We start from the raw sequence: 17,348 nt of genomic DNA, 5'->3' as shown, positions 1-17,348 counted from the left end.
CGGTCGGCCTACACGCCCTCGTCGTCCGATCTCTCCAGCCGGGACCGGCCCTCTTCGGTGAGTTTGTAGGCCCCGCCGCTGGTCGCGATGACGATGTGGCCGTCGGTCTGAAGGTCGTAACACTGCCGATCGACGGTGACGGGATGCCGGTCGAGCGCGTCGGCGATCCCGGGGACCGACAGCTGGCCGTGTGCGGCGAGAACCTCCAGGATCTCCCGTTCGAGGGATCCGTCCATCGTCTCTCGTTCGTTTCACTACAGCCACCGGTATCAGGCTTGTGCCCGGAGAAACCCTGCGGATCCGCCGATTGTCCTGGTCCGGGTCCGGCCCGTACCCCACCCGGATCGGTCGTCCGGCCGTGAGAATCCGCCTTGTATTATTTAATCCCGGGGGTGCGTATCCCGAACGAAGCAATGACACACATCGTACTCGCGGTCGATACCGACGAAGAGCGCGCACGACTCTCGGCCGAGGGGGTCGCCGACCTCGATTGGGACACGGACACGGTCACGGTCTCGGTGCTCCACGTGTTCGTCGACAACCCCGAGGGGGCGAGCGTCAACCAGATCCGCGCCGCCCGGAGGGCCAAGGAAGCGCTCGAGGACGCGGGGATCGAGACGAGGCTGGCCGAGCGCAGCGGTGACCCGGCCGCGGAGGTCATCGACTTCGTCGAGGACGAAGGCGCCGACGCGATCGCCCTCGCTGGTCGCAACCGGACGCCGGCGGGGAAGGCGATGTTCGGCAGCGTCTCCCAGTCGGTGATGCTCGATAGCGACGTTCCGGTCGTTTTCTGTCCGACGACGGACGATTGATCGGCCTCGGAGCCGGCCCGGGCGACGGCTACCGGAGCGACTCGACGTACTGGCCGAGATGATCGTCCATCCGGCGTTTGAAGCCGGCCTGTCTGGCCAGCCGGTCGAACTCCCGGGACAGAAGGCTACCGTACTGGAGGGCCTTCTTTTCCCGGGAGCGGATCGACTCGGGCAGAAAGTCCGCGGCACGGCGGAGCGCGACCTTCCGTTCGCCGCCGGAGATCAAAAGCGACCCCGAGAGCGAGAGGGCCGCTTCCACCACCGGATCCGCCACCAGCGGCGCGACCGGCTCGACGCCGGCCGCCCGGAGCGTCAGCACGTCCCGCTCGAGTTGTCGCGGTAACGTCCCGACGGCCTCGCGGGCCGCCCCCCGAACCGTGTCCGCCGCCGTCCGGCCGCTCTCGGGAGCGTTGGCCACCTTCGCGTAGCCGCCGAACAGTTCGTCGGCCCCCTGGCCGACGGCGAGCCGATCGTGGCCGTCGGCCGCGGCCGCCTCGGCGACCAGATACAGCGGGAGCGCGATCCGGACGTCGGTGGGATCCGAGCGCCCGGTCGCCTCGACGACCGTCGGGACGGCCCGCTCGATGTCGGCGTGGGAGAACTCGACGACATGCAGATCGCGGCCCAGTTCGGCAGCGGCAGACCGGGCCGCCGCGATGTCGTGGCTCCCCTCGAAGCCGCCGACGTACAGTGGGCCCTCGAGCCTGGCGGCGAGGATCGACGAATCGAGCCCGCCGGAGAAGGCGATCGGCACCGGCTGCCGGACTGCGTCGACCGCCTCCAAAACGGCCGACCGAACGGCCGAAACCGCCCGGTCGTCGTCGGCGATCGGCTCGGGATCCGGCAGCGTCCACACCTGCCGATCGCCGCGCTCGTCGCGAACGTGGCCGGCCGGGACCGGTTCCGGCGCGGCGAGATCGGTCGGATCGGAGCTCCAGCTCGTCGGATCGCCGGGTTCAGAAAAGACCGGATACCGGCCGAGGACGTCACGGACGAGCCGGCCGTCGAGTTCCCCCGCGAAGCCGTCGAGCCCCGAAAGCGGGGCTTCGGTCCGGAACACCCGCCGGACGGCCGCCGGGTCGGCCCCGGCTATCGCCATGGGAGCATCGACGCGATCCGGCGTCTGACACCGCCGCCGAACTGCTGGACGCTGATGAACCAGGGCGTCCGCTTGCCGACGACGCTGGTCCGCCCCTCGGCGACGGCGTCGAGGATGCCCTCCGCGCTCCGGTGGTAGGCGTCGACCTCGGTGACAGCCTGGCCGACCATCTCGGCGATGTGGGCGTCGCTGCCCGCCGTCATCGGTAGACCGCGCGCCCCGGCGAACCGTTCGGCCTGTCTGTTCGCTCGGCCGGTGAACAGCCGGGAGTTGTACACCTCGATCGCGTCGGCGGCGGCCAGTTGATCGCGGCTGATGTGGGCGGCCACGCCGTGTCGCGACGTCTGGAAGGGGTGTGGGATGACCGCGATCCCGCCGAGCGACCGGATCCGATCGAGCGTCTCGTCGTAGTTCAGGCCGGCCGGGACGAGCTCTTCGATCCCGAGCGCGAGGACGTGCCCGGCCGCGCTGGAGATCTCCATCCCGGGGATCCCGACGAGGTCGTACTCCGCTGCCATCGCGGCAGCCTCCAGGGAGGCGTCGATCTCGTCGTGGTCGGTGACCGCCAGCGCATCGAGTCCGACCGCCTCGGCCTGCTCTAAGAGGAGCTCGACCGGATCGCGGCCGTCGTAGGACAGTTCGGAGTGGGCGTGGAGCTCGACCGACAGCACGGTCGACCGTTCGCCGCGGGGCTTAAAAATCCCCCCGGTCGGCCCGCGACGGCGGGTGAGTACCCACGAACGTGTACATGAAAAGCGATTTATTCGGTCGAAGGGAGCATACGGATGCATGAGCCTCCCGCCGTCGGACCGCGAACTCGTCGTCGAGAAACTCGGCCGTGAGCCGACGCCCGCAGAGGAAGCGCTGTTCGAGAACCTCTGGAGCGAACACTGTGCGTACCGTTCCTCCCGGCCGCTGCTTTCGGCCTTCGAGAGCGAGGACGAACGCGTCGTGGTCGGTCCCGGCGACGACGTCGCGGTGATCGCGCTACCGGACCCCGAGACCGGCGAGAACAGCGACACCTACGTCACGATGGGGATCGAGAGCCACAACCACCCCTCCTATGTCGATCCGTTCGACGGTGCGGCCACCGGCGTCGGCGGGATCGTCCGCGATACGATGTCGATGGGTGCGTACCCGATCGCGCTGGCCGACAGCCTCTATTTCGGTGACTTCGACCGGGAGCACTCGAAGTACCTCTTCGAAGGCGTCGTCGAGGGGATCTCCCACTACGGCAACTGTATCGGCGTCCCGACGGTCACCGGGAGCGTCGCGTTCCACGACGGCTACGAGGGCAACCCGCTCGTCAACGTCGCCTGCGTCGGCCTGACGAACGACGAGCGGCTGGTGACGGCGACGGCGAAGGAGCCGGGGAACAAACTCGTTCTCGTGGGCAACGCCACCGGACGGGACGGGCTCGGCGGCGCCTCCTTCGCGAGCGAGGACCTCGCCGAGGACGCCGAAACCGAAGACAGGCCCGCGGTGCAGGTCGGCGACCCCTACGCGGAAAAGCGGCTCGTCGAGGCCAACGAGGAGTTGATCGGGGGAGATCTGCTCCGGGCGGCCCGGGATCTGGGGGCGGCGGGGCTCGGCGGTGCCTCCTCGGAGCTGGTCGCGAAGGGCGGTCTCGGCGCCCGGATCGAACTCGGTCGGGTCCACCAGCGGGAGCCGAACATGAACGCCCTGGAGATCCTCCTCGCCGAATCCCAGGAACGGATGTGTTACGAGGTTCGGCCCGCGGACGTCGAGGCCGTCGAGGCGATCGCCGAGAAGTACGATCTCGGCTGCTCGGTCATCGGCGAGGTGACCGATGGCAACTACGTCTGTACGTTCGAAGGGGAGGTAGTCGTCGACGTCGAGGCCGAGTATCTCGCCGACGGGGCCCCGATGAACGACCTCGATCACGTCGAACCCGAACCGCCGGAGCGCGACGTACCCGACGTCGATCTCGCGGCGGCCTTCGAGGCGGTCGTCGGCGCGCCGAACACCGCCTCGAAAGAGTGGGTCTACCGCCAGTACGACCACGAGGTCGGTACCCGAACGGCGATGAAACCCGGCGACGACGCCGCACTGCTGGCGATCCGCGAGGCCGGTATCGGGCTGGCGTTCTCGTCCGGCGCCGATCCCAACTGGACGGCAGCCGACCCTTACGAGGGGGCCCGCGCGGCCGCCCTGGAGAACGCGACGAACCTCGCGGCGAAGGGGGCGACGCCGCTCGCGGCGGTCGACTGTCTCAACGGCGGCAATCCCGAAAAACCGGACGTTTACGGCGGCTTCCGTGCGATCATCGACGGACTGGCCGACATGTGTGGGGCCCTCGACGTGCCGGTCGTCGGCGGGAACGTCTCGCTGTACAACGATTCGGCCGCCGGACCGATCCCGCCGACCCCGACGCTCGCGATGACCGGAACGAAGGCCGGCTACGACGCCCCGAGCGCGGAACTGGACGGCGACGGAGCGTTGCTTTTGATCGGCGGTACGGACGATCGCCGGCTCGGCGGCTCGGAGTTGCTCGCACAGTTCGGCGGGAGCGATCGGTTCCCGACCGTCACCGACGAGCCCGACGCGCTGATCGAGGCGATCGAAACCGTCGCCGGCCTCGAGAGCACGCGATCGACCCACGACGTGAGCCACGGGGGAGTGGCCGTCACGCTCGCCGAGATGGTCGGTGAGGCCGGCGCGGACGTGACTCTCCCCGAAGAGGACCCCGTCGGACGGCTCTTCTCGGAGGCCGTCGGCCGCGTCGTCGTCGAGACGACCGATCCGGCGGCCGTCGAGACGCGGTGCTCGGGGGTCGTCCCCGTCGAGCGGCTCGGAACCGCGACCGACAGCGGCTCGCTGGAACTGACGGTCGGCGAGGAGACACTCGAGTACACCGGCGCCGAGATCGCGTCGCTGCGTGAGGCTATCGCGTCCGGCCTGAAATAACGCTGAGGAGCGTCGAGAACCGGCGTCTCGCGCCATCGAGCGTCGGCGGCGTCTCCTCGAAGCGCGTGCCGACCCTGACGCTGAACCACGCCAGCAGAGCCCCGAAGATCGCGTCCGTCGCCCAGTGGATCCCGAGATACATCGTCGAGACGACGACGCTGACCGCGAGAGCGACCGCAACCGGGACCCAAAGCGGGTACTCCTCGCGCGTTGTCCACGCCAAAAGTGCGGCCGTCACGGCCATCGAGGTGTGGAGCGACGGGAAGACGTTCGTCTCGTGGTTTACTGCGTCCGTCACGAACTGATACTGGGTGTACTGGCTGAAAAGCAGTCCCTCGGCCTGTTCGGCGAGGAGGTTCCGCGGGCCGTAGGCGACGAAGACGACGTAACAGAGCACGCCGACGAGGTAGTTCGTCCCGTAGGCGACGATCGTCCGGCGGAGCGGTTCGGGCCGGGAGAGCGCGAAGTAGGCGACCAGCGGAAACACGAGGAGGTACACGTATCCGTACACGTAGACGAAAGAGAAGTACGCGGTGAGTTCGGGGGTCGCCATCGACTGGAGCCAGACGACGGCCTGAGGCGTATCGTCGGGGAAAAACGGCCAAAGCAACAGGCCGTCGATGCGCTCGAGCCAGCCGGTGATCCGGATTCCGACGAGCCACGAGAGGTCCGGGCCGATATCGCGGGCGATCTTGTTGGCGACGAGGACGACCCCGAGCAGCCCGACGTACGGGGCGGCGGCAGCGAACCGCTGTCGGTACTCCCGGCGGGTCTCGACGATCCGATCGCGACCGACGACGATCACGGTCGTAAACGCGAGCAGCAAGACGACGCTCCCGACGAGTTGTCCGACGACGAACACCAGTCTCATGTCGTTTCCCTCCTGATTAGCCGGTCGCCGTCGTACTGGTAGCCGGCCTCCTGAAACGCCTCCATCGCCGCTTCCTCGTCGAACTCCCCGTCGGTTCCGAAGAAGGGGAGATTCGCCTCGCCGTCCCACAGGAGGTTATCGGGCACCCACTGTCCCTTCAGCGGCGCCTCCGACGGGATCCCGTACCCCTCCAGGGAGTCCAAGACGGCGGTTTCACGGTCGATATGTCTGGCGATCGTGCGACGGAAGTTCGGGTCCACCAGCGGGGCCCGACGACAGTTGTACCCGATATGATAAAAGGAGGCGGTCGCACGGGTGGTCAACGAGACGTCGTCGTCGCGGACGATCCGCGGAACGACGCTGGCTCGCAACCCGTCGGCGGCCGCGTCGGCCCCGTCATCCGAGAGGATCTGGACGACGGCGTCGTGAGAGGGCGCGACGGTGAACTCGATCCGATCGAACGGCCGCTCCTCGCTCAACCGATCCGGGATGTTCTCGTTTCGGCCCGTATAGAGGAAATGGTCCGGAAAGGCCTCGAGCGAGAGCGATTCTCCGGCGTCGCCGTCGACGAACTGCAGCGGCCCGCTCCCGACCGCCGCCTCGTTGGAGGCGACGAGCGCCTGGGTCGTCGGACCGCCGAGTTCGATCCCGGCGATGTCGGCCGGATCCGTCCGCTCGCGCCAGATGTGTCTCGGCAGTATCGGGACGACGAGCGCCCGGCGGGCGACCGATCGGTTCCGCGTCGTGAACGCGATGCGTATCCGGCGATCGTCCAGGACATCGGTCGCGTCGACGAGCGATACCCGGCCGCGTCGCCACGGCGTCGGGACCGGCGTCTCGAACTCCCCGAGCGACGTATCGCCGAGAAACTCGTAGGTAAACGCGACGTCCTCAGCCGTGACTGGCTCACCGTCGTGCCAGGGGGTCTCACGGACCTGTACTGTCGCCGAGAGTGTCTCATCACCCTCCCAGGCGACGGTTCGGGCGAGCCAGGGGATCGGATCCGGACTGGCTTCGACGTCTTCCCGACCGGGCCAGACGAGCGGGTCGTACAGGAGGCCCGTGAATTTTCCCTGATTGCGGTATTCGACAGCGATCGGGTTCCGATTTCTCGTGATGCGGTCGTTCCCGAGCAGCAGCTGAAGCGTCGTCTCGGAGCCGACGCGATGGAGCCGGAAGTAATCGGGTGGCCGTCCGGGGCCGCCGGGAGGCCAGCCGTCGAACCGGTCGTCCCGGACGGCCCCGAGATGGTCGGGAAAACACACGACGGTAAACGGCTGCTCCCTGACGACCCGTCGCTGTATCTCGTGGATCATTCCGATCCGGTCGGCTCCCTCGGTTGATCGCTGCTGATCGAGGAGGTCATCGAGCGTGAGATCGGTGAAGCCGAAGGGGTTCTGCCAGCCAGATTCCTCGGCGTACGGCGAGTACAGCATCGACCGGAGTTCGTCCGGGGCCCCGTGGCTCGGATACCGCGCGACGTACAGATCGAAGTCTTGGTTGATTAGGATGTCCCGAAACAGCACGTCCGGGCGTACCGGGTCGACCATAGTTTCGATCCCGGACGCCCGGAGGTTATCGGCGAGCCGGGTCGCGATCCGGACCGCGTAGGGGTCCTCGGAGGCGGGCAGCGTGGCGATCGAAAGCGACAGCTGATCGACCCCTTGCCGTCCGAGGAGGTTTCGGACGTTCCCCAGACAGCCGGCGGTGGCCGTGGCTGCGCCGGCGACACCGGCGAGGAACGCTCGGCGACGCCCGCCCGATCCGAAAACCATTCTCGATAGAACTGGTTTCCGAACATATATAAATGTCTTTGTCGGACACGCGGTTTCGGCCGGAGGCTGGGGATTCAAGGACGGGTCGTCCGTCAGACGTAGCCGAAAAGCGACGCCGCGATCACGAACACCCAGCCGGCGAGCCCGAATACCAGCGGGACGGGGTGGTCCGGCCGGTCGGCGCGTATCGACCCGCCGACGGCGATCAGTCCGGCGGCGAGCAACACCGTCCCGCGGTGGAGCACGATCCGCAGCGGGAGCACGGCGACCCCCATCGCCGCGAAGTCGACAACGATCGCGGTCCCGAGCCCCAGCACCGCGAGAGCGAAGGCCCACGTCCTGTCGCTCGCCCGTCCGAACCGGTAGGCGACCGCCGGAATTCCGACGACGAGGGCGACGTACAGCGGCCCGGCCACGACCTTCGGCGGCACCGAAAGGAGCGCCTCGCCGCCGATCCCGAGCCAGCGGACCGCGGTATAGAGCCCGAAGAGCCCGGCACCGAGCGCGAGTTCGCGGCGGCGACGGTCGAGAAAGCCGGATATCCCTCGCGACAGCGTCCGCGTCGGTCCGACGAGCCCGAAAAGCAGGATCGGTACGACGGCGCCGGTGAGGTAGATTCCGGAGGCCCAGCCGTCACCGTCGGCCGTTCCGTTCCCGAACGGCATCCGGACGACCCGCTGTTCGGCCCCATCGTCCATGAACTCCCGTTCGAGTTCGCCCTGGGGCTCGCTGATCCCCGTGACGGTGTGGCGGAGCCGGAACCAGTCCCAGTGTTCCTCGTGGATCTGGACGGCGGTCCACTCGCCGGCCGGCTCGTCGTAGGCGCGGATGTGGCTCCGCTTTCCGAGGTACGTGCCGGCGTGAAGCTGATACGACTCGTCGACCCACACGCCCCCGTCGTCGGTCTCGAAGTAGGTGTACCGGGTCGCGCCTTTGGCCTCGTCCCAGCGGATCACTTCGTCGATCGCCTCGGCCTCGGGATCGATCTCGACCCGTTCGGCCGAGACAGTTTCGGCGTCGGCCTCGCCGCCGTCGGTCGGATCGTCCGTCCACCCTCGGGCGGAACGTTCGGTCAACGTCGTACGGACTTCCTCCGGGGAGTCATAAAACACCATGTTGATACCGAGCGTTCGACCTTCGTAGCTCCGTGTACGCGAGGTGTAGGGCCACAGTCCGGTTCCGCCGTCGGACGGTTCGACGAGCTGTGGCTCCCCGGAGGTGTCGGGAGGAACGCCGAAAAGCGGCCACTCGGCGAGGACGACGGCGCCGCCGAGACACGCAAAGAGGACGACGGCGACGGCGATCCAGGCCGCGTCGCCGTCGGTTCCGAACGTCTCCTCGAGGTCGACCATCGTGTGGTCCGAGCGGGCGAGAAAGGAAATAGTTGTGGCTGCCGAAGACGGAACCGAAACGGACGGCCGGGTGTCGACGGCGGGAGGTCAGTACTTCGGGTCGGCACCGCACAGCTCGTAGACCTCGTCCATGACCCCCTCACGGCGTGAGCGCCATGCTTCTAGCCCGTCGCTCGTCGCCGGGTAGTCGTCGTAGACCGACTTCAGCTCCGTCGCGAGGTCGTTGAGCTTCTTCAGCTCGAAAAGCGTCGACCAGTGGCCGAACGTTTTGACCGCCGTCTTGATCTTCAGCGGCCAGCCCATCGAGGTCGTCCCCTCCAAAGCGAGGGCGTCGGCGAGCTGTTGGCCGGGCATCGCGCTCACGATGTCGACCAGTTCGTCGACGTCGTAGGTGCCGCCCCAGATGTTGTACAGATCCATCGCGGCGAAGCGCTTGCCGAAGTCGGTCTGGACGCGGCGGTTGTACTCCCACAGCGCGTCCTCGTCGTCCGCCTGCCCGTCGGCGATAGCGTCCATCGCCGCCTCGGCGGCCCAGGTGCCGGCTTTGGCGGCTCCCGGAATCCCGCCACCGGTACAGGGGTTGACGTGGGCGGCGGCGTCCCCGACCGCCATATAGCCCGGTGCGACCGCCGAATCGTAGGGCCGCCGCGTCGGCAGGGCCGCGCCGAGTTTGTCCTTGACGGTCGCGCCCTCGAACTCCGGGCGGTTCCGGACGTCCCGTTTGAGGTGTTCGACCAGTTTCATGGGCTCTTTGTTCATCTGAAAGCCCAGGCCGACGTTGATCTCGGTCGGCGTCCGCGGGAAGTACCACAGGTAGCCGAGCTCGGCGGTCGGTTTGAAGACGATCGCGTTGTGCCAATCGACCGGTTCGTCGAGTTCGATCACTTCCCGGTAGGCCGAACAGAACTGCTGGTAGTTGACGTTGGTGTCGAAGGTCGCCCCCCCGAAGTCGGCTTTGTCCTGCAAAAGCGATAGCGTACCGGCGGCGTCGATGACGACGTCGGCCTCGTACTCGGTGACCGAGCCGCGTTTCGTGGCCGTGACACCGGTTACCGCGCCGTTCTGGACGACGTCCTGGACGACGGTTTCATAGTGGATGTCGGCACCGGCCCGGTCGGCTTCCTCTAGGAGGACCTCGCCGTAGCGTTTCCGGTCGACGATCGCGCCGCTGCCGCCGCGAAAGCCGATATCGAGGTTCTCGTCGGTTTTCGGGTTCTCGAAGCGGGCGAGCGTGATCCCCTGGTTAGTGAACGATTCATCGCGGAGATAATCCAGATCTATGACGTCCGGGAACGTACTCGTCCCCTTGATGGCGTCGCCGCAGGCGATGCGGCCGCCCTCCTCTTCGGTCTTCCGCTCGAGGACGGCGACGTCGAGGCCGTCCCGGGCGGCCGTCGCCGCGGCGAAACAGCCGGCTGTTCCGCCGCCGACGACGACTATGTCGTACGATTCGCGGGGCATATGCTCGCTTTAGACGGTCCGGTGTAAATAACCCATCCGTTACGACTGATTTAAGTATATCGCTGGTCCGGTCTTACTGTTTTATAAAATACCGGTGTGGACTCACGCCTCGTATCGTTCGGGTCGTTCGGTCCACTCGGACGCATCGTCCTGTGGTTCGTACCCGAGAACGTTTCGCGCGTGTGAGATATCGAACCAACGAGCGGGGTTGTCGCTAACCCCGTAGAATACGTCGAAATCGACGGTTTCGTCCTGCAGACATCGCTCGACGAGTTGTGCGACATCACGTCGGGAGCACCACATCGCACGGCGCCGGGCGACGCGCTGTTCGTACTCGGGGCTGTCGCGTTCGTACTCGCCCTGCTCGACAGCTTCTTCGGCGCGCCCGTAGGGGTCGTCGTAGGCTTCGTTGCTGACGTTACAGAGTCTGAGCGCGTAGAACTGTTCCGGGGCGTCCATGTTTTCGACGTAGTGGTTCCCGGCGTGCTCGCCGAACAGTTTCGCGATGGCGTAGTACGAATCCGGACGAACCGGATCCGTATGATCGATCTTGAAATCGAGATGCGCTCCGTAGAGTTCGGGCGCGTTCTTTATTTCGTAGTTCCCGGAAACGTGGTGGCTCGACGCGAACACGACCTGTTCGACACCGGCGTCCCTGACTGCCTCCATGACGTTGTACGTCCCGATGATACTGCTTTCGAGGATCTCGTTCCAGGGTAGGTCCGGACGTGGGGCGGCCGCGAGATGAACAACCGCATCCATGCCGTCAAAGGCGGGTCTGATGGCGTCGTAGTCGGCCACATCGGCGACGGTCGTCTCACGCTCGGGCAAATCTTCACGATCGAGGTACGTGAAATCGTACGCCGGTTTTTCGGATAACCGTTCGGCAATCGCGGTTCCGACCTGTCCGTGTGCGCCGGTAATCAGTACGTCCATGTCTTTGGAGGCTCAGGGACCGGATTATATGTTACGTTCTTTTGGAGAGTTGCTCTCGTGTGAAACACCACTGGTGGAGGGCCGCCAGGTGATCTATCGATCCAGCGCGGACGAGTGAATCGTCACCGACAGCCCGGTTCACAGGGACGTTCAGCGGTTTGCATACGCCAGTGCCGCCGCGAGCAGAGACTCGACGGCCAGAAGGCCGGCCAGAAGCCCGAAGGCGACCGACCAGCCGGCGATATCCGAGAGTCCGCCGACGACGACGCTCCCGAGCGCGCCGATCGTCATATAGACGGTCCGGACGAGCCCGAACCCCGCGGCCCGTTCGTCCGCGCTGAGTACGTCCATGAACCGCGATTGGACCGGCGCGCCCCACGACATCGCGACGCCCACGAGCGGCACCGCCAGGAGGACGGCGATCCCGGTCCCGACGACGAGCGCCCCGTAGCCGACGATCCCGGTCCCGAACGCCGTGACCGCGATCAGGTCACGCCCGAACCGGTCCGAAAGCGTCCCGAGGAGGGGCTGGGAGACGCCGTGGACGACGAAGTACGCAGAAAAGAGCACGCTCGCCGTCGCCGCCGACTGGCCGTGATACCCGATGAGAAACGCCGGGAGAAACGACGCTGTCGCCTGCCAGCAGAAGGCCCCGCCGATGGCCATGACGGTCGTGTACTGGATCTCCCGACGGGACAGCAGCGTCCGGAGCGGGCCGACCTCGAACCGCGAGCGCATCGTCGTTTCGGGCCGGGCCGGCGGCGTCGGCTCGATCCGGTGCCAAAAGAGGACGAACACCGGGATCGCGACCGCCGCGCCCAAAAGCAGCGCCGGGCGGAAGCCGTACCGGACGCCGACGGCCGCCGCCGCGACCGGGGCGACGAGCCCGGCGATCGGCCCGCCGGTCACGTGGATGCCGATCGCACGGCCGACCTGATCGAAGTGGCGGGCGAGAAACGACGTCGCGACGGTGTAGTGGAGTCCCGCGCCCGCCCCTAAGACGACCGCCGTGACGGCGAAGACCGCATAGCTCGGCGCGGCGGCCAGAAGGACGCTCGCGGCCCCCGTCAGCCCGATCGCGAGCAGGATGACCCGTCGTTCGCCGAAGCGGTCGGCGAGGACGCCGCTGGGGAACTGTGTCACCGCGTACGCCGCCCACATCCCCGAAAGCGCGAGCCCGACGGCCCCCTTCGAGACCGCGAACTCGGCGGTGATCTGCGGGACGACGGGGCTGATGACGAGCCGGGCGACCATCGTCGAGGTGAAAGCGAGCGTACACAGCGCGAGGGCGACGTATCTGTACTGCACGACACGCCCCGTTTACCGTCGGACGGAAACAGGCTTTCGATCGGTTTCGGACACAGCCGTTTGTCACGGACACAACCGTTTTTCGCGAGCGGGTCGACTACCGAGCATGGAACACGACTACGACGTTCCCGACCACGGCGGCATGCCGGGGCTGGGGCTCGGAACGTGGCAAAACGACGATCCGGAGCAGTGTGCCGCGTCGGTCCGGACCGCCCTCGAGACCGGCTACAGACATATCGACACCGCCCAGGCGTACGGCAACGAGGCGGCGGTCGGGCGGGGGATCGCCGCGGCCGACGTCGACCGCGAGGACGTCTTTCTCGCGACGAAAGTGTGGATCGACAAACTCGGCTACGACGCGGTGCTGGAGTCGACCGCCGAGAGCCTCGATCGGCTGGGGACGGAGTATCTGGACCTGCTGTACGTCCACTGGCCGGCTGGCCAGTACGACCCCGAGGAGACGCTAACCGCCCTGGAGGAGCTTCAGGAGGACGGCGTCGTCGAACGCGTGGGTGTTTCGAACTTCGAGCCGCGCCACATCGAGCAGGCACAGGAGGTTCTCGACGTCCCGATCTTCGCCAATCAGGTCGAGGCCCACCCCCTCCTCCAGTAGCGCCGCCTCCGGGAGTTATGTGCCGAAGAGGGGATCGAGATCGTCGCGTACTCGCCGCTGGCCCGCGGGGACGTCTTCGGGAACGAAACGATCTCGGCGATCGCCGACGACCACGGCGTCAGCGAGGCACAGGTCAGCCTCGCGTGGCTCCGGGCCCACGGGGTCACCGCCATCCCCAAGGCGACCGGCGAGGACCACATCCGGGACAACTGGGCGTCGCTGGGGCTGACGCTGAGCGACGCCGAGATAGAACGCATCGACGCGATCGACGAACGACGGCGGCTCGTCGAACCCGGCTTCGCCCCCGACACCTGGTAACAGGGCGCAGTGGTCGTCCCGAGGCCGGAACCTATTTTTGTGCCCGCTGGCAGGGTTCGGGTATGGCAGACGGCGGCCTCACAGAGGGGATCAAGATCGACCTCGTCCGGCTCCACGAGACGTGGATGGAACTCGTCTTCCCCCGACAGCGGACGGCCGTCCACAGCGTCCTCGGCAAGTGGCAGCCACGGGCCCGCGGCGACCGGATCAAATACCGGATCTGGGCCGCCCTCGGCGCCCCGATCGTCGGGCTGCTTTACCCCTTTTTGCTCGTCGGCTTTGCGGTCCGGTTCAACGCCCGCCGGTTCGACAGCGCGACGACGCGGCTCGGGATCGTCGGCATCGTCGTCCTGACGGCGCTTCTGTGGGGCGGGCTGACGGCGCTCACGCGGCTTCGCCTCGAGTTGGCGGGATCGCTGGCGGTCGGTGCGGCCAGCATCGTGGCGGTCGTTTCGGCGGCGCTCGCTGCGATCTTCGCCCGGATCGGCGGGCGTGGGACGACCGTCGTCTTCGGCTACCCGTTCGCGATGAACGCGGTCTTTCTGCCGCCCGTCGTCGCGGCGCTGTACGATCCCTCCCTGAGCGGCGTCCTCGATCGAAGCGAGACGCTCGCGATCTTCCTGCTCGACAACGTGCTCTACGTCTACGACGTCAACGAGTACCTCCGGGCGAGTTTCAGCCTCGAGGGGATCGGAGTCGTCCTGATGTGGGTCGGCATCGCGACCCCGATTGGGTGGTTCCTCGGCTTTCTGGTCACGCTCGCGGATCTGGTCCGGCCGCGGTCGGGCGGGACGGGCGGCGGGGACACCGACGGCGAGGCCGCCGAAGGGTCGGCGTAGCGCTCGATCCACGACCCCCTACTAGAGGGTGTAGTCGTGATCGCCGGTTTCGGTATCCAGCGTCGCGACGAGCAACTCGATGACGGCCCCGAGATCCTCCCCGTGGACGCATTCGGTCGGCGTGTGGAGATACCGTGTCGGGACCGAGATCGCCCCGGCAGGGGTCGCACCGCCGGCGCGCTGGAGGCCGCCCGTGTCGGTGCCGCCGGCCGGCAGCACTTCCGGCTGGGTTGCGATATCGCGGGCCTCGGCGAGCCGTCGGATCCGACGGTTGAGTTTGTGGTTCGTGATGGCGCTGGAATCTTTCAGTTTGATCGCCGCGCCATCCCCGAGGCGGGTGATCTGCTCGCCCGCCTCGAAGCCGGGGACGTCGTTGGCGACCGTCGTATCCAGAGCGATCACGAGATCCGGATCGAGGTCGACGCCGAGCGCTGCCGCCCCCCGGAGGCCGACCTCCTCCTGTGCGGTCGCCGCGAAGTGGACGTTCACGTCGGGGCGATCGAGCCGCCGGGCCGCCTCGAGCATCGCGAGGACGGACACGCGGTTGTCGAGTGACGCACCGGTGACGAAGTCGCCGACGCGTTCGGTGCGCTGGGTCACCGTCACCAGGTCGCCGACGTCGACCCGTTCCTCGATCGTCCCGCCGTCGAGGCCGAGATCGACCCGGACGTCCTCGATCTCGGGGGTCGCCTCGCGCTCCTCGTCCGAGAGCGTATGCGGCGGAACCGAGCCGATGACGCCCGGGAGGTCGCCGTCGTCGGTGTGGACCGTGACGCGTTGGGCCCGGAGGATCCGGGGATCCCAGCCGCCGAGGGCGTCGAGTTCGAGAAACCCCTCTTCGTCGACGTGTCTGACCATGAATCCGATCTCGTCGACGTGGGCGGCGACGACGACGTCGTACTCGGCGCCACCCTCGATCGTCCCGACGAGGTTTCCCATGGCGTCCGAACGAAGCCGGTCGACGGACGGGTCGAGTTCGGCCCGGACGAGTTCACGGATCCGGTCCTCGTAGCCGGGAACCCCGGGCGTCTCGGCGAGTTCGACGAGCAGTTCGTAGTCGAAGGCATCGAAGGCGTCGGCCATACCGGCCGTTCGGGGACGGGCGGACAATAACGTACGGTTCGACAGCGACGTCCGCTCCGGTCGGCGTTCACCGTCGCCTTCGCGGTCGGTACTCGGAGACCCCCGGAGCCGCCATCCGCTACCTGCCGATACCGGGGAAGGTGTACGTCTCGAGCCGACCGGCGACGGACAGGGTCAGACGCTCGTCGGGGGCGACGTGGCGTTCGCGCCGCCCGTCGACGAGCAACTCGACGGGCGTCTCGTCGCGCTCGACCGCCAGTTCGACCGATTCGATCGGCAGGACCCAGTGGCCGGCCGACGTCGAGAAGGGAGCGATCGGGACCACCGACGCGACGCCGGTACCGGCGGCGACAACGGGGCCGCCGGCCCGCCGGTTGTACCCGTGGCTGCCCGCCGGCGTCGAGGCGACGACGCCGTCGGCCCGGAACCGGGCGATCCGTCCGTCCGGTCCCGAGACCGAGAACTCGGAGATCCGGGCGGGCTCGGCGGCCATGAGCGCGACGTCGAAGACGGCGTCGATCGAGCCGAACGAGCCAGCGACGGCGACGATCGGGTGGCGTTCGACGGCCGCATCTCCCCCGAGAACACGCTCCATCGCCGCCCGGATCCGATCGCGTGACACCGACGGGACCCCCTCGCTGTCGACGACCAGGGCCGGCACCTCGATCCCCGACCGGGCGAGTTCGACGACGGCCCCGTCACCGCGGGCGAGGACGAACGCGACGTCCTCGAAGGCCTCGGGATCGTCCGTGATCGGGACACAGTCGGCGGCTTCGACCGCTTCGAGGAGCTGTCCGTCACCGGCGACGCCGACGCGCTGTCCGCTCATCTACCGAAGGGACGAACGGGGGGATGAAAAGTCCCCCGTCGGGCGGCCACGGGAGGGTTTTTGTCCTCCGACGGTGACCGCAGAGTATGCACCGCGTACTCGAGGGGTGGCGACCGACGGTCGACGAGACCATCGAATCGCTTTTGCCCCGGACGATCGACGAAGGTTATCTGGCGGATTTTTTCGGCGAGCCGACGTACGCCTACGACGCGGACGCGCTCCAGCGGGCGCTTTCGGACCCGATCTGGGAACTGCTCGACCGGGGCGGCAAACGGTGGCGGGCGGTCCTCTTTTTGCTCTTCGTCGAGGCGTTCGGGGAGGACCCCGAAGCGTATCTCGAGTACGCCGCCATCCCGGAGATACTCCACAACGGCACGATCATCGTCGACGACGTCGAGGACGGCGCGACCCACCGCCGGGGCGGGCCGGCGCTCCATCACGCCCACGGGACGGACGTCACGCTCAACGCCGGCAACGCGATGTACTTTCTCCCGTTGAAGATCATCACGCGCGATCCGGGCGGGCTGTCGGCGGAGCTTCGGCTCGACGCCTACGAGATGCTGATGTACGAACTCAACCGGACCCATCTCGGGCAGGGGATGGACATCCGCTGGCACAACAGAAAGGGGATCGACATCTCGGAGGCGGAGTATCTAGAGATGTGTGCCTGCAAGACGGGGTGTCTCGGCCGGATCGTGGCGCGGCTGGCCGCGATCGTCACGGACAACCGCGAACACGAGACTGCGGTCGCGGCATACACCGAGGAGATGTCGATCGCGTTCCAGATCGCCGACGACGTCCTCGACGTCGAACACGCCTTAGAGGAGGGTGGGGCGTTCGGCAAGGGCGTCGGAAACGACATCCGCGAGGGCAAAAAGACCCTGATGGCGATCCACGCCGTCGAGAACGCGCCGCCGGCCGAGGCCGCCCGGCTGGAGGAGATCCTATCACCTACCTCGGCGTGAACGCCGAGGTTTGTCGGTGAACTCCCGGTCCGTCCACTAGACCGTGGAAGGCGAGTAGTCGCCGTTCCCGTTCAACGTTCCTGACTTCAGGGCAAGGTGATAGGTTGCCCCTCCAGAACCAGACTTGCGCCGGTTCTGGATGAACTTGTGTGCAATGTT

The 17,348-nt window shown here is 67.3% G+C and carries 14 protein-coding genes and 2 pseudogenes; 5 read left to right on the top strand and 11 right to left on the bottom strand.

Features of this window, described 5'->3' with window-relative positions:
- Positions 1 to 8: 8 nt before the first annotated feature.
- Positions 9 to 236: a helix-turn-helix domain-containing protein gene (locus tag KM295_RS09875; RefSeq protein ID WP_256029785.1), complete on the bottom strand. Its 228-nt coding sequence runs from the start codon at positions 234 to 236 to the stop codon at positions 9 to 11.
- 177 nt (positions 237 to 413) lie between these two features.
- Between KM295_RS09875 and KM295_RS09870 the strand changes: the two genes are divergently transcribed.
- Positions 414 to 812, top strand: a complete 399-nt coding sequence (locus KM295_RS09870; protein ID WP_256029784.1) for a universal stress protein — start codon at positions 414 to 416, stop codon at positions 810 to 812.
- 28 nt (positions 813 to 840) lie between these two features.
- Here KM295_RS09870 and KM295_RS09865 read toward each other — a convergent pair whose 3' ends face one another.
- Together KM295_RS09865 and KM295_RS09860 are read right to left on the bottom strand one after the other, a co-directional pair.
- Positions 841 to 1,905, bottom strand: coding sequence for an asparagine synthase C-terminal domain-containing protein (locus KM295_RS09865; protein WP_418904782.1), 1,065 nt, complete (start codon positions 1,903 to 1,905; stop codon positions 841 to 843).
- Positions 1,902 to 2,582, bottom strand: a complete 681-nt coding sequence (locus KM295_RS09860; protein WP_256029782.1) for a PHP domain-containing protein — start codon at positions 2,580 to 2,582, stop codon at positions 1,902 to 1,904. Before KM295_RS09860 ends, KM295_RS09865 begins: the two co-directional genes overlap by 4 nt.
- Before the next feature lie 118 nt (positions 2,583 to 2,700).
- Here KM295_RS09860 and purL point away from each other — a divergent pair, with 118 nt between their 5' ends.
- Positions 2,701 to 4,839 carry a phosphoribosylformylglycinamidine synthase subunit PurL gene (gene purL, locus KM295_RS09855; protein ID WP_256029781.1) on the top strand — a complete coding sequence of 713 codons (2,139 nt, stop codon included), beginning with the start codon at positions 2,701 to 2,703 and terminating at the stop codon, positions 4,837 to 4,839.
- Here purL and KM295_RS09850 read toward each other — a convergent pair.
- From KM295_RS09850 to KM295_RS09825, 6 genes are all read right to left on the bottom strand, one after another.
- Complete coding sequence (locus tag KM295_RS09850; RefSeq protein WP_256029780.1) at positions 4,817 to 5,710, bottom strand: phosphatase PAP2 family protein; 894 nt, start codon at positions 5,708 to 5,710, stop codon at positions 4,817 to 4,819. The genes purL and KM295_RS09850 overlap by 23 nt on opposite strands.
- Positions 5,707 to 7,485 (bottom strand): ABC transporter substrate-binding protein, encoded by a 1,779-nt coding sequence (locus KM295_RS09845; protein ID WP_256029779.1) that lies wholly within the window; start codon positions 7,483 to 7,485, stop codon positions 5,707 to 5,709. Before KM295_RS09845 ends, KM295_RS09850 begins: the two co-directional genes overlap by 4 nt.
- Before the next feature lie 92 nt (positions 7,486 to 7,577).
- Positions 7,578 to 8,837, bottom strand: a complete 1,260-nt coding sequence (locus KM295_RS09840) for a hypothetical protein (RefSeq protein ID WP_256029778.1) — start codon at positions 8,835 to 8,837, stop codon at positions 7,578 to 7,580.
- A gap of 87 nt (positions 8,838 to 8,924) precedes the next feature.
- Positions 8,925 to 10,298 (bottom strand): geranylgeranyl reductase family protein, encoded by a 1,374-nt coding sequence (locus KM295_RS09835; protein WP_256029777.1) that lies wholly within the window; start codon positions 10,296 to 10,298, stop codon positions 8,925 to 8,927.
- Between the two features lie 102 nt (positions 10,299 to 10,400).
- Positions 10,401 to 11,234 carry an NAD-dependent epimerase/dehydratase family protein gene (locus tag KM295_RS09830; protein WP_256029776.1) on the bottom strand — a complete coding sequence of 278 codons (834 nt, stop codon included), beginning with the start codon at positions 11,232 to 11,234 and terminating at the stop codon, positions 10,401 to 10,403.
- 150 nt (positions 11,235 to 11,384) lie between these two features.
- Entirely contained in the window at positions 11,385 to 12,542 is a 1,158-nt protein-coding gene (locus tag KM295_RS09825) for an MFS transporter (RefSeq protein ID WP_256029775.1), read from the bottom strand.
- Positions 12,543 to 12,684: 142 nt separating this feature from the next.
- Between KM295_RS09825 and KM295_RS09820 the strand changes: the two are divergent.
- Both KM295_RS09820 and KM295_RS09815 read left to right on the top strand, forming a co-directional pair.
- Positions 12,685 to 13,473 (top strand): annotated as a pseudogene (locus KM295_RS09820) (aldo/keto reductase).
- A gap of 62 nt (positions 13,474 to 13,535) precedes the next feature.
- On the top strand, positions 13,536 to 14,312 hold the full coding sequence (locus KM295_RS09815; RefSeq protein ID WP_256029774.1) for a hypothetical protein: 777 nt from the start codon (positions 13,536 to 13,538) through the stop codon (positions 14,310 to 14,312).
- Positions 14,313 to 14,333: 21 nt separating this feature from the next.
- On the opposite strand, the gene KM295_RS09810 is transcribed toward KM295_RS09815, so the two are convergent.
- Both KM295_RS09810 and KM295_RS09805 read right to left on the bottom strand, forming a co-directional pair.
- Positions 14,334 to 15,395, bottom strand: a complete 1,062-nt coding sequence (locus KM295_RS09810) for a M42 family metallopeptidase (RefSeq protein ID WP_256029773.1) — start codon at positions 15,393 to 15,395, stop codon at positions 14,334 to 14,336.
- Between the two features lie 118 nt (positions 15,396 to 15,513).
- Positions 15,514 to 16,224, bottom strand: coding sequence for an NAD(+)/NADH kinase (locus KM295_RS09805; RefSeq protein ID WP_256029772.1), 711 nt, complete (start codon positions 16,222 to 16,224; stop codon positions 15,514 to 15,516).
- A gap of 86 nt (positions 16,225 to 16,310) precedes the next feature.
- On the opposite strand from KM295_RS09805, the pseudogene KM295_RS09800 reads away from it, so the two are divergent.
- Positions 16,311 to 17,171, top strand: a pseudogene (locus KM295_RS09800) (polyprenyl synthetase family protein); the annotation flags it as partial.
- Between the last annotated feature and the right edge of the window lie 177 nt (positions 17,172 to 17,348).

Source organism: Natronomonas aquatica, assembly GCF_024449025.1.
GTDB classification, from domain to species: domain Archaea; phylum Halobacteriota; class Halobacteria; order Halobacteriales; family Haloarculaceae; genus Natronomonas; species Natronomonas aquatica.
This window is presented reverse-complemented; position numbering and strand designations above follow the sequence as displayed.

Coding starts and splice junctions, on each gene's coding strand:
- KM295_RS09875 (WP_256029785.1), bottom strand. CDS start 236: ATGGACGGATCCCTCGAACGGGAGATCCTGGAGGTTCTCGCCGCACAC.
- KM295_RS09870 (WP_256029784.1), top strand. CDS start 414: ATGACACACATCGTACTCGCGGTCGATACCGACGAAGAGCGCGCACGA.
- purL (WP_256029781.1), top strand. CDS start 2,701: ATGAGCCTCCCGCCGTCGGACCGCGAACTCGTCGTCGAGAAACTCGGC.
- KM295_RS09850 (WP_256029780.1), bottom strand. CDS start 5,710: ATGAGACTGGTGTTCGTCGTCGGACAACTCGTCGGGAGCGTCGTCTTG.
- KM295_RS09845 (WP_256029779.1), bottom strand. CDS start 7,485: ATGGTTTTCGGATCGGGCGGGCGTCGCCGAGCGTTCCTCGCCGGTGTC.
- KM295_RS09840 (WP_256029778.1), bottom strand. CDS start 8,837: ATGGTCGACCTCGAGGAGACGTTCGGAACCGACGGCGACGCGGCCTGG.
- KM295_RS09835 (WP_256029777.1), bottom strand. CDS start 10,298: ATGCCCCGCGAATCGTACGACATAGTCGTCGTCGGCGGCGGAACAGCC.
- KM295_RS09830 (WP_256029776.1), bottom strand. CDS start 11,234: ATGGACGTACTGATTACCGGCGCACACGGACAGGTCGGAACCGCGATT.
- KM295_RS09815 (WP_256029774.1), top strand. CDS start 13,536: ATGGCAGACGGCGGCCTCACAGAGGGGATCAAGATCGACCTCGTCCGG.
- KM295_RS09810 (WP_256029773.1), bottom strand. CDS start 15,395: ATGGCCGACGCCTTCGATGCCTTCGACTACGAACTGCTCGTCGAACTC.
- KM295_RS09805 (WP_256029772.1), bottom strand. CDS start 16,224: ATGAGCGGACAGCGCGTCGGCGTCGCCGGTGACGGACAGCTCCTCGAA.